The organism is Marinibium conchae (genome assembly GCF_015595035.1).
Lineage (GTDB): Bacteria > Pseudomonadota > Gammaproteobacteria > Enterobacterales > Alteromonadaceae > Glaciecola.
This window is the reverse complement of sequence record NZ_JADNRN010000001.1, coordinates 1138194-1150488: the sequence shown is the minus strand read 5'-3', so window position 1 is coordinate 1150488 and position 12295 is coordinate 1138194. Positions and strand designations below refer to the sequence as shown.

Here is a 12295-nt window from a genome sequence, read left to right as displayed (position 1 = left end):
AAATGGCCTTATCTAGAGAACAAATAGCAATGCGTGTCGCTCAGGAATTTAAAGATGGTGATTATGTAAATTTGGGTATTGGCATACCTACTCTGGCAGCAAACTACGTTCCCAAAGACATTGAAGTAATGTTGCAATCCGAAAATGGTCTTCTAGGGATGGGAGCTTATCCGCACGAGGATGAAGTTGATGCCGACATGATAAATGCAGGTAAAGAAACCGTAACCGCAAGCAAAGGCGCATCAATATTCTCTTCTGCTGAGAGTTTTGCCATGATACGTGGCGGTCACGTGGATTTTACTGTTTTAGGGGCATTTGAGGTGGATGTGAATGGAAGCATTGCGTCTTGGATGATACCAGGCAAACTGATTAAGGGAATGGGCGGCGCAATGGACCTAGTAGCTGGAGCTAAAAATATTATCGTTACCATGACTCATGCGGATAAACGAGGGAATTCAAAGTTACTTTCGGCCTGCACTCTCCCCCTCACTGGTGTAAATTGTATTACTCGCATTATTACCGATTTAGCCGTTCTTGAGGTAAAAGATAAGGCTTTTTACTTGAGAGAACGTGCTCCAGGGGTGTCAATAGAAGAAATTGAGGAAAAAACGGCAGGTAAACTCGTTGTTGAAGGTGATATACCTGAAATGACCATCTAAACGGTTAGCAGCTTTCCAAGCGCAGTCCGATTCTCCAATTTAATCATGTAAAACCCTGTGTTTGTAAGAAGCTTCAGGGTTTTGCTTTTATCCCGTGCCTATTTAGCGGATAATGCCCAGCAATTATCACGTCGAGGTTGCACTTTGTTATTTTCCGAACTTCCAATCAATAACCGCATCATTAAGTCACTAGCGATACAACAGATAGAGACAATGACAGAGGTTCAACAAAAAACAATTCCCCATAGCTTAAAGGGAAAAGACCTTGTAGTGGGTGCGAAAACGGGTTCAGGCAAAACCTTTGCATTTCTTGTTCCTGCTATTAATCGCTTATTAACGAGTAAAGCACTAAGCAGGAAGGACCCTCGGGCGATTATTCTTGCACCAACTCGTGAGCTCGCCAAGCAAGTCTTCATGCAAGCCAAGAAACTTTGCGCTAACCAAGGTGTATCGACTGCCCTCGTGGTGGGGGGAGAAAACTTCAACGACCAAGTAAAAGTATTGCGTAAGAACCCCGACGTGATTGTTGCAACTGCCGGCAGACTCGCCGACCATATTAACGGCAGAAGTTTTTTTTTACACGGCATTGAACTACTTATTTTAGATGAAGCAGATAGAATGCTCGAGCTTGGCTTTAAAGAGCAATTAGATCAGATACACGCAGCTGCAAACCATCGGAAAAGACAAACGATGATGTTTTCTGCAACGATTGACAGCGCCGCAGTGCATGAAATGACCGAGAAATTATTGAAGTCACCAGAAATCGTCGTTATCGACAACGCAGCGCAACCACATATTGATATAGCACAAGCATTTTATTTGTCGGACGGTGTGAGCCATAAAGATAAACTTCTATTGAAAGCCCTACAACTCATTAACCGTGAACAAGCAATTGTGTTTACTGCAACCAGAGAAGATACCGGAAGAATTGCAGAGCAACTTAACGAGAAAGGCTTGCACGCTATCGCATTGCATGGCGAGTTAGCGCAGTCGCAACGCTCGAGTGTCATTAATGCCTTTTCGAAAGGTCAACAGGCTGTATTGGTCACAACAGACCTAGCGTCACGGGGCCTTGACCTCCTCAACGTGGCTATTGTGATTAATTATGACCTGCCAAAATTTGCAGACGAGTACGTTCATCGTATTGGCAGAACTGGCCGGGCTGGCAATAAAGGAAATGCAGTCTCTTTCGTAAGCAAAAAAGACTGGCATAGTTTCTTAGCAATCAAGGCAAAGTTCGGTCAAGACTATCCCTTTTCCGTGTTCGATGGCATCGATACAAAATATGCTGGTAGCAAAGCAAAACCGAAGCTGAAAAGTGACCTTATCGGAAAAGCGAAACAGAAAACGAAACCAAAAGCCATTAAAGCAAAGAAGAAAAGAATCACTACGATGGACGGAAGCGATATTGGGTTTGCCCCTATGAAACGCAGGAAAGTCGCACCACTCCCTGAGGCCGAATCCGATATTGATAAAAGCGAAATAGATTTGACTAAAACACAGCCGGACGACTGATAATCGCTGTCATCTAGCTAACGCTGCATTTTCAGTGCTATAAGGGACATTGATAAACTGGGTGTGCATAATAAATATCATGCAAGCATATAGTCTGGCAGCTACACCACATAGCCTAGCGGCTAAACGAAAAATGACGGCAAGTAGCCGTCATTTAGGATATTGAAATACATCGCAGAGATAAGGCTAGTACTCCCACCAACCTTCTTTCCACCAATCTAGGAACTCTTCAAAGTCGATAAAGCCATCACCGTTTTCATCTATCATACTGAAGCCTTCTTGCACATTGCTGGCTTTGGTCTTTGGCGAAATAACGGTAAGCAATTCAATAAACTCGTGCAAATCAATTTGACCATTTAAGTCTTTATCGAAAAAATCGAAGTCTTTTCTGATTGCAGCTACTTGCTCTTCGCTTAATTGTTTGTCTTGGCTCATTTTTTGATCTCGTGACCTTTTCTTTATGGGTCTAGTTTACTCTCTTGTATGCGCGGAAGTCTAGGACAAATCCGCGCAAAGCTCTATTTTTGTTTGTTTTTCAACATACTGCGCTCTCTCTGTAGAGCAGCCTTTTCCTTTCTCTTATTCTCCATGACCAAGCGGGCTTCTGTGCCTACATGCTCCTCTCGTCGTTGCTTGGCTAGGCGCACTTGTTTTTCGCGCTCTCTGAATCGAACAAGTTGCTCATCTGTATGTGTTCCAAAACACTTTGGACAAGAAACGCCAGCCTCATATTGTTCGCTTGCTTTATCCTCATCGGTAATCGGTAGACGACATCCGTAACACTGGTCGTAGTCACTTTTCTCTAAATCGTGATTAACTGCCACTCTGTTATCAAAAACAAAGCAATCACCTTCCCACAAGGTTTCCTCTTTCGGCACATCTTCAAGGTATTGCAGAATCCCTCCCTCAAGATGATATACATTTTCAAAGCCTTGCTCTTTTAAATAGGCCGTCGATTTTTCACAACGAATACCACCGGTACAGAACATAGCTACTTTTTTATGTTTTGCTGGGTCTAGGTTTTTTTCAACATAGTCCGGAAACTCTCTAAATGTTTCTGTTTTCGGATTAATAGCGTGTTTGAAGCTACCAATTTCAATTTCATAATCATTGCGAGTATCAATAAGCGTAACCTCAGGGTCAGAAATCAGATCATTCCAGTCCTTCGGTTTTACGTATGTTCCAACGGTATTGAGAGGGTCGATCCCTTCCACTCCCATGGTCACAATTTCACTTTTTAACTTTACTTTAGTGCGATAAAAAGGCTGTTCTTCATGCCAAGATGTTTTGAAAGAGATAGGATTAATGCGTTCGTCTGCGTTGAGATATTCAAGTAAGGCGTCAATGGCATCTTGACTTCCTGAGACCGTGCCGTTGATGCCTTCAGAGGCAAGTAAGAGCGTTCCTTTTATATTCGCTTCTTCCATGAAATTTTTGAGGGGCACTCTCATTTCTTGATAGTCATTTAACGACACAAATTTGTATAAGGCACACACGAGGTAGTTGTTCATTTTTTTGTCCTTTTGCTTATTGGAACGTAAAACCAGTGCAAAATTGCGCGCGCACAATACCAGAAAGCGTTGGCGCTTTAAAGACTTTGTGAAAAAGTGTTAGCTTTAGGTATGAGTTCAAACAGTTGAGTCGGCGTGGCTTGTGACTCGATAACAAGGTCATTTTCAGCGTGCAAATTGCCATCTTCACTGTTTAGGTTTTTTCGAAGCATCGTTCGCTGCGCACGCAAACTCGCATTCTCTATCACTGCATCATCGATAGCAAAGGCGTTGTTAGTGTAAGACAAACTTTGAGGGTGCATGGCAGCGAGCAAGCGTAAAGTACTTACGCTGCCATGTTCGATAGCGGTAGTATATTCCTGTTGACGGCTGAAATCCTTGTTATTGATAACTAGTGCTGGATGCCGATAGTGATTATTTTCTATATCAAGGGATGCTTTTGCATTCCCAGAACCTTGACCTTCCTCTAGGATGGGAAACCGAATTTCCTGCGCCTGCACTTGCTCATGCATTGATAAATATAGATAAAACAAGCTTTTATTAGGCGTCGCAGAATGTGCGCTACGAGCAAGTTTAAGCTCTTGTTGAATGTATTGGCTTGCGATTTTATCCATTGTGCGCATAGTTAAATTGGCTATAATTTGTTATCGTCGTAACAAGGTAAAAACTCAAGTTTTTTAACACCGAAGCGATAACAGAATGAGAAAACACAGCTAAAACATGTTGATTGTTCTGACTCTGCTCACCAATATTTGACAGACTATCAGGCGCCAATGAAGCAAACAAATGACAATAACTAAAGGCCTACACATTAATGGATAGTTTATATTATGGATAAGCTAGATTACGCTGACAAACGTTGCCTCGTTGTTGAAGACCGACGACCGTTTTTAAATCTGTTAAAGGGTTTGTTAAGTAGCTTGGGTGCAAAAAAAATAGATACCGAAATGTCGGCTGAAACCGGTTTAAAAGCGTGTAAGAAAGCGGCTTACGACATTATTGTTTGCGATCTTCATCTCGGTACAAACAGAAAAAACGGTTTCGAATTTTTAGAAGAGGTTCGCAAGCTCCATCTGATAAAGCCCTCAGCAGTATTTATCATGATAAGCGGTGACAGTGCGCGCTCAATGGTTCTTGGCTCACTTGAAAAGCAACCAGATGATTACCTTGTCAAACCATTCTCTCAAGCACAGTTAAACGCCAGAATTACTCGAGCAAAAAACAAGCGTTTAGCGCTGTCTGCGCTTTACAGTCAAATTGAACATGAGAAATATGAATTAAGTATTGATACCTGCGAACATTTTCTTGAGGTTGGCACTAAATATACGGCGCACTGTGTTCAGATTTTAGTGCAGTTGTATTGGAAGACCGAACAATATGACAAAGCCGAAGCAATACTGTCTAAGCTACTTAAGCAGCGCTCCATCCAGTGGGCCTTGAGTGCAATGGCAAAAACAAAACTGTTGAAACAAGAATTCCAAGACGCGATTGATTTAGCCAAGCAAGCAATAGATGCATCTCGTAACGATGTAGAATCATATGACATACTCTCGCAGGCTTATTTTGAAAATAACATGCCCGAAGACGCGCTGAAATACATCAAAGATGCTATCGCTTTATCACCTCTGTCAATAGACAGACAATTTAAAGTTTGTGAGATAGCAAGAGCAAATGGTGATTTTAATACCGCGATGCAGTCCTCCCAATCCATTTTTGAATTATCGCAACGTTCGGTGCACCGCGACGTAAATCATATGTGTAGTTATGTTCGCAGTATTTTAGATGCAGCAGAGCATGCAGATCAAAAGAAAGAAAGCATACGTTTAATGCAAGAAGCGGAACTTACTGTTAAAAAAATCAAGCTTGATGAGAGCGCCTTAAAAATACAAAAAGGCTTTGATTTTGAGGTGTTTGAGAAGCTAATTAATGCACGAATATTACACTTGAATAATAACATTACACAGAGCAAAGTGAGTCTTGAGGAAGCTCAAATCAAAATTGAGCAACAGTTTGTTGACTACCCAGCGGCATTGGCAGCAGATAGCCTTAAATTAATGTTAGATTTAGGCGATTTCGAAGAAGCTTTAAAAGTTAAAAAGTCGTTAGAAAAACAAGGGGAAAAGCTCGACCCCAATGTGGCTTTATCTATATCTTCATCATTCGACACCGCAGCTGAAAATCAAAAGAACTATATTCGATTAAACAAATTGGGGATTTCGGATTATAGTGAGGGCAAGTATCAAAGTGCTTATGATACTTTCAAGGAAGCAAAAAGTATTTCACCGACGAATATAGGCGTGACGCTTAACCTTCTTCAAAGTATTGTAAAACTGCTTGAAAATAACGAGGCTGGGAATAACGCCTTACAACAAGAATGTAGAGAACATTACCGCTTTGTAAAAAACATGCCTTTACGAGATGTACACAAACAAAAATTTGAAACAATTCAGGATGATATTGAAAAAGTGATGCAATAAAGTCCGCTTCGAAGTCTTTAAAGCTTTACGCAACATTGCCGTTAAAACTGTATGCAAAAGTGCTTGAGCACTCTAACTAAAAAATCCGGCTTGCGTACATTCATGACAATCATAGATAAAACATCATCACAACTACTCTTCGCACTGGATAAAATATCTGATGGTGTCATTGTAGTATCGTCAAACCACAGCGTCGTGTATGTCAATGATACCTTTCTACACCTATTTCCGGGCGAAGGCAAAAATAGCTTCTTAGAGCAATCAACAGACTCTCTTTTAAATCATATTAGTCAAGGCATAGAGCACCGCAACGACCTCAGTATAAAAGTGGTCAATCGATTTATCCATCGCCAAATCACCACTATGAAGCCGATTAATGTCGAGTTCGAGAATGTTAATGGCCGATTCTTACGTTATAAAGATTCTATCACCCCTGATGGTTATCGGGTTGGCATCTTTTCAGACGAGAGTTCTATTGTCGCTCTGCATAAACAGTTTGAAAACGCCTGTCTGGAAGCCGAGAAACTTAGCAAAGCAAAAAATAGCTTCATGGCAGCGATGAGCCATGAAGTAAAAACGCCCCTAAATGCCATAATTGGCATGCTCGACTTATGCGTTTTGGATGACTACATTGCCAAAAATGACTACATAAAACGTATTCAAAAAAACGCAGATAATTTGCTTAGTCTTATTAACAACGTATTGGATTTTGCCAAATTCGATGCCAACAAAGTGACACTATCCCCCGTCACAACTAAACTTCGTCCACTTTTTGAGGAAGTAATAGAGAATTTTGCCGGCAGCGCAAATCAGACCAATACAGAACTGTTGTTGATGGTGGACCCGCGACTCCCTGAGTGTGCGTTAATTGATGATATACGTCTTACTCAAGTACTCAATAACCTAATAAGCAATGGCCTGAAATTCAATAGATCGGCTCATCCTAAATTGTCTTTAACAGTGCTATACGATGTCGAGAAAAATCATGTCTATTGCGCCGTTAAAGATAACGGTATCGGCATATCTAAAGAACAACAAAAGTATGTTTTTGGCGGCTTTGAGCAAGCCTCAACGGAAACGCATCGTCAATTTGGTGGCAGTGGACTCGGGCTAAGTATTTGCCAAAAAATATCATGGTTAATGGGCGGAAGTTTGGAAGTTTCAAGTGAGCTAAATAAAGGCACCGTCTTTACCTTCGCCTTCCCTCTAAATAGTGAAGCCAGACCAACACCTCTCTCCCACTACCTGGGTAACAAACTGGCTGATAAGAAAATACTGATTACTGATAGTCCCTACTTTTTAAAAGCAATGAATGCCTATAAGCCTTTTTTCCACTTCAAAACAAAGTTTTGCAAAGAGTTGCCAGAGCATTTAGAAGATGACGAAGTACTCTTCGCCAATAAGGCCAATGCACGAGGGCAAGACCTACTTAATAATATTGAATATGAGGGTCAGGTCTTTCTATTGTCCAACCAAAAACGAGAACACAGAAGTGACTATTGTTCAAACTCTCCTCTAAAACTAAATAGCTTTATTGACACTATTTTGGGTAACTTCAGTGATGTCGACACAAACTTCACCCCAAGCATGAATGACGAAAGCGGCAATACTTCGGAAGCGGGCAAGTTTAGTAGCGAAAATCCAGTTTATGGTCATTGTAAAGTGTTGGTCGTTGAAGATAACGCAGACAATATGTTTGTATTAAAACGCCAAATTGAAAAAATAGGCGTAACAGCAGACTTTTTGTTAGATCCCCTTGAGGCACCAGCCAAATTTAAGGAAGAGTCTTTTGATGTTGTGCTGAGTGATTACCAAATGCCTGGAATGAACGGTGCCGAACTGATTAGCAGTTTACGGAAAATTGAGCAGACTGATGGCAGAGCCGCAATTCCGATGTTTGTGGTTACCGCCGATAAAACCCAACACTGCCTAGATTGCTGCAAACTCGCAGGCGCGAGCGATATAATTATGAAACCCCTCACACTTCATAGCATCGCCGAATTATTACAAGTAAAAAACCTCTCAGAATCTTCAAGCACTAACGACATGCAAGATGATAGTTGTGATGCTAGCAAATTTGATATCGCAGCATTGGTCGATATTTTGGGCGAGATTTCTGTAGAGGATTTACGCAGCTTTTTTGAACAATACATTGACAATTTTATTAGCGCTAAGGTTGAACTTGAAAATTATGCTGCAAAAAAGGACTGGATACAATTAGGCAGCCTTGCACATGGCATGAAAAGCAGCGCTCTGATTATTGGAGCAAAGGACCTTAACAAGGCCTGCCAAGGCTTAGAAGAACTCTGCCAACTAGACATTGATGCCACACAAGTCAACACTCAATGGCAAGATGTTCAGCAAGAGCTCAATGCGCTTCATGGTGAGTTAATAAGCTACAATATTGATGCAGAAATGGCGAAAAATCTTGACTGAAGCACAGAGCAATTCTCCGCACATCGTTATTGTCAGCTCTGATATCAGCGCAGACTCGCAGTTTATTGAGCTTGTGCATGACTATTTCAAACGAGTCGAAGTCGTTGAAGACTTAAAGCGCGTTTGCCACTTACTTATTGAGCCCAAATCAAAGCTCTTTATTTTTCTTGGTGACACCCTCTCCTTTTGTTTAGCCTCATATTACAAGTGCATTTCAATCACGCAAAAAGTGCCATGCTGCGAGCACAAAATGCTTGCTGGTATCGCTAAGAACTCCGAGAATGAAGCCTTTCAAGCATATCAGGACCATGTAATAGACAATTACCTTGTGTGCCGACCTGTTTATGAACGTGTTCGCATCGTACAAATAGTCGAAAATCAGCTGCAAAACCTGAAGTTAAGAAATTTTGCACACTACAATGTCGCCGACTTCAAACAAGCCGCAAGCCACTACCCGGATGAACTGATACAACTAATAGAGGATGGTATACAACATAAAAAGGAGATTCATGATAAAACACTAGACGCCTCTGAACTCACTTGTAAACAGCTAGATAAAGCTCTGCTACACATAAACCAAAGAGAGCTACCTCACATCAATTATGAAAATTTGCTGTCAACCTTGCTGACACGGTCTAACAAAATACCTTTGGAGAGAAGTGAGACTGTGAAGCAACGTACCGTTGAGCTTTTGCATCGTTGTTTAGATCACCTTGAAACAAGTCAAATTCTCATGAAACCTCTCGATATCGTTAAAATTGAAAGCCTAAGCTCCCAAAAAAGCGAATATCAAAAGAGAAAAAAGCAACTCAGCACCCAAGACAACCGAGCCAAAATACTGATTATCGAAGACGACATGATCAGTTTACAGTTGAGTAAAACACTGCTTGCTAAAGCTGGCGTTAAGGCTTACTCGGCAAGCAATGGTGAGTTTGCACTACAGGCAATAAATACGGAAAAATATGATTTGATTTTGATGGACATTAACTTACCAGACACGTCAGGCATCGATTTATTAAAGCAAGCTCTATCACGCGGTGCATTAAACGAAGAAACACCTATTGTTATGCTAACAGGTAACAAGACCAAAGCGATGGTTGATGATGCCATCGCTCACGGTGCTAAAGCGTACTTAGTGAAGCCTCTAAAAGACACCACGGTCAGAAAGCTATTCCGTCGATTTAGGGTGCCATCAACTCTTTAATATCATCACTAAACTCAGCAATTTCATCGATTAGATGCTCGCGTTGCTTCTCTGTGGCGAGTGCGTCGACAGACAGCAGGAAATTCTTATAGGTGTCAGAGTTTTCTTTGTTTTTTTGATTTAATTCATCACTTCTGAACGCTTCTGGGTTTAATAGCAATTCACTGAGCCTAGTTTTGAATGCGTCGTCTCGTTTCTCTTGTAAAAGCAAGGCCTTCAATTCGCCCTGATAGCTTTCTCTGTATTGTTGCCATAGCTCACCGTTACGATGATACTCACCATACATATTTTCAATCAAATTCTCTTGCTCTGAAGTAAGCCGACCTAACCAACGCGTTAAATTTTTCTTATTTCGTTTTATTGAATCGCGTTTCTTCTTATCGTCGCTTCTTGCCTCGCGTTCCCTGCGTTCCTCTTTTTCCTCTTGGTTTTGCTCATCTATTTCCTCAAACATTGCTACCACCTGCTGCCTAGTCAGCATAGGAGAAAGCTCAACCAGATCTGGCACGATTCGCTCCCTCAAACGATACCAATGATCGGCCGCTTTTTCTTGGTGATATTCCATCCGCTCCACACTCATACTTTTTGACTGTATGTCTTTGGATAACTCAGCTAAATGCTGATAGTACTGAGGTAACTCATTATTTCGATGCCAAGCAATCCAAGAGAGTAGCTTTTTATCTACGGCCTCTTCTTGCTCATCAGTTAGCTCAATATAATCGTCGATATACCAGTAAGCTAACCAATCAATATTGTTGTAGGCAAACTTCGCGGAACAACCACTCAAGGCAAGTATTGTTAACAATACAATAAATTTCTTCACTTCCATCTTCTCCATTGTGAAAGTTTTGCTATTCTAGCCTTATACGACTCTACATTTCCATAAGGATTCAAATGTCGATAAATAAAATTGCAGTATTAACTTCTGGCGGCGATGCACCCGGCATGAATGCTTGTATACGCGCCATTTGCTTAGCTTGCGAACACGAAGGTATAAAGACCCTCGGTTACAATCATGGATTCAACGGTTTACTCACACAAGAATCCCGAAACTTGCATGCCAGCGATGTGCACAACCTTATTCAGCGCGGTGGTACCATTCTTTATAGTGCACGATGCGAGAAGTTCAAAAGTCTCGAAGGCGTTCAGCTTGCCGCAGATAACCTAGACAAACAAGAGGTCGACGCATTAATTATTATCGGTGGTAACGGCTCATTTCTTGGTGGCGAACACCTGCAAAAAGTCTGGAAGAAACCCGTGATAGGAGTACCCGGAACGATAGATAATGACATTGCAGGCACGGATTTTACTATTGGCTTTCATACCGCTATTCAAACCGCTGTTGAATCAATAGACAAAGTACGCGATACCGCCGAGGCCTTTGAACGTATCTTTTTAGTAGAAGTAATGGGAAGAGAAGCGGGAAATCTGGCCCTCGACTCGGCGATTAGTTCCGGTTCAGACCATGTATTAGTGCCAGAGTTGTTCAGCTCTGCCGCAGAAGAGCTTGTCGGCATTCTGGATAAACTTGCCATCCGAAAAAGAAACAAAACAAATCCAAGTCATATTATTATAGTTACAGAGAACCTTTGGCCTGGAGGAATACACGTATTGGCCGACTCATTAACGGCAGAAACTGGCTTTGACGTGAGGGTGCTCACTTTAGGTCATGTTCAACGCGGCGGGTCTCCTGTGAGTAAAGACCGGTTGCTTGCAACACGCTTAGGCACATTCGCAGTTGAGAGCATATTGAATGGAGCAAAGGGTATGATGGTTGGAGAAAGTCATACAAAACCAGTGCTCGTCGGCCTAGAAGAAAGTCGAAGCTTGAAGAAAGGCTTAAATAGTTACTCGGTTGATATTCTTGAGAAAATCACTCGGCTAGGGTAACGCTTTTGGCAACACTCGCCGGTTAATAGCTGATGTTCATTCGCTTGAGCCAATGCACCCACCACCAAGCTGGACCAACAAGCAGAAAGCGAAGGTCTTCAAAGAAAGAAGGCTTCTTGCCCTCCACTTTATGTCCAACAAACTGCAATATCCACATAAATATAAACAAAGCAAGGCTGAACATCCATACTGAGATATCAAACATGACTAATAGTTGTATTAACCCGAACGAGGCTAGTGTTAACAAGGTCATAGCAGCACCGATGGGACCCGACAATTTAAAATAATAATACAAAGTCGGAATTGCAAGAACATGTGCAAAAGTGATATCCATCGCTACCATAAACCCCGGCACAGGAATTGACCAAATTAAGGCAATCGTAACGAAGTATATAGCAGGTACAGCCACAGCATGAATGAGTATATTTGTTTTATTGGTGTGACTTTCACCATATTTGTTGATGAGTCGTTCTATTTCACGCATACCTGACCTCTATTTGGCGTCTATAAGGGCTTTATACTCCCCCCGTTTGGTTGTAGTCTACATCTGAATAAATGATCACTCAAGACACTACATCAGATTTTACTTGGGTGCACACCAGT

The 12295-nt window shown here is 41.6% G+C and carries 11 protein-coding genes; 6 read left to right on the top strand and 5 right to left on the bottom strand.

Translation table 11 applies throughout. From position 1 onward, the window contains the following. Positions 1-2 precede the first annotated feature (2 nt). Together ISG33_RS04845 and ISG33_RS04840 are read left to right on the top strand one after the other, a co-directional pair. Complete coding sequence (locus ISG33_RS04845; protein WP_195732387.1) at positions 3-659, top strand: CoA transferase subunit B; 657 nt, start codon at positions 3-5, stop codon at positions 657-659. A gap of 144 nt (positions 660-803) precedes the next feature. After that, a complete protein-coding gene (locus ISG33_RS04840; RefSeq protein WP_195733038.1) occupies positions 804-2174 on the top strand; it encodes a DEAD/DEAH box helicase in 1371 nt (456 codons plus the stop codon). A gap of 186 nt (positions 2175-2360) precedes the next feature. Here the strand turns inward: ISG33_RS04840 and ISG33_RS04835 are convergent, their stop codons facing one another. From ISG33_RS04835 to ISG33_RS04825, 3 genes are all read right to left on the bottom strand, one after another. Beyond that, positions 2361-2609, bottom strand: coding sequence for an EF-hand domain-containing protein (locus ISG33_RS04835; RefSeq protein ID WP_195732386.1), 249 nt, complete (start codon positions 2607-2609; stop codon positions 2361-2363). A gap of 83 nt (positions 2610-2692) precedes the next feature. Further along, positions 2693-3685 carry an oxygen-dependent tRNA uridine(34) hydroxylase TrhO gene (trhO, locus tag ISG33_RS04830; RefSeq protein WP_195732385.1) on the bottom strand — a complete coding sequence of 331 codons (993 nt, stop codon included), beginning with the start codon at positions 3683-3685 and terminating at the stop codon, positions 2693-2695. 77 nt (positions 3686-3762) lie between these two features. After that, positions 3763-4299: a hypothetical protein gene (locus ISG33_RS04825; protein WP_195732384.1), complete on the bottom strand. Its 537-nt coding sequence runs from the start codon at positions 4297-4299 to the stop codon at positions 3763-3765. Positions 4300-4515: 216 nt separating this feature from the next. On the opposite strand from ISG33_RS04825, the gene ISG33_RS04820 reads away from it, so the two are divergent. From ISG33_RS04820 to ISG33_RS04810, 3 genes are all read left to right on the top strand, one after another. Continuing rightward, positions 4516-6162, top strand: coding sequence for a response regulator (locus ISG33_RS04820; protein ID WP_195732383.1), 1647 nt, complete (start codon positions 4516-4518; stop codon positions 6160-6162). 102 nt (positions 6163-6264) lie between these two features. Then, positions 6265-8598 (top strand): hybrid sensor histidine kinase/response regulator, encoded by a 2334-nt coding sequence (locus ISG33_RS04815; protein WP_195732382.1) that lies wholly within the window; start codon positions 6265-6267, stop codon positions 8596-8598. Continuing rightward, positions 8591-9802, top strand: a complete 1212-nt coding sequence (locus ISG33_RS04810; protein WP_195732381.1) for a response regulator — start codon at positions 8591-8593, stop codon at positions 9800-9802. Before ISG33_RS04815 ends, ISG33_RS04810 begins: the two co-directional genes overlap by 8 nt. Here ISG33_RS04810 and ISG33_RS04805 read toward each other — a convergent pair. Further along, positions 9780-10625 carry a DUF6279 family lipoprotein gene (locus tag ISG33_RS04805; protein WP_195732380.1) on the bottom strand — a complete coding sequence of 282 codons (846 nt, stop codon included), beginning with the start codon at positions 10623-10625 and terminating at the stop codon, positions 9780-9782. The two genes, ISG33_RS04810 and ISG33_RS04805, sit on opposite strands and share 23 nt — an antisense overlap. Positions 10626-10696: 71 nt before the next feature. Between ISG33_RS04805 and ISG33_RS04800 the strand changes: the two genes are divergently transcribed. Next, positions 10697-11692, top strand: a complete 996-nt coding sequence (locus ISG33_RS04800; protein ID WP_195732379.1) for an ATP-dependent 6-phosphofructokinase — start codon at positions 10697-10699, stop codon at positions 11690-11692. A 22-nt stretch (positions 11693-11714) separates the two neighbouring features. On the opposite strand, the gene ISG33_RS04795 is transcribed toward ISG33_RS04800, so the two are convergent. Next, on the bottom strand, positions 11715-12176 hold the full coding sequence (locus tag ISG33_RS04795) for an Mpo1 family 2-hydroxy fatty acid dioxygenase (RefSeq protein ID WP_195732378.1): 462 nt from the start codon (positions 12174-12176) through the stop codon (positions 11715-11717). Between the last annotated feature and the right edge of the window lie 119 nt (positions 12177-12295).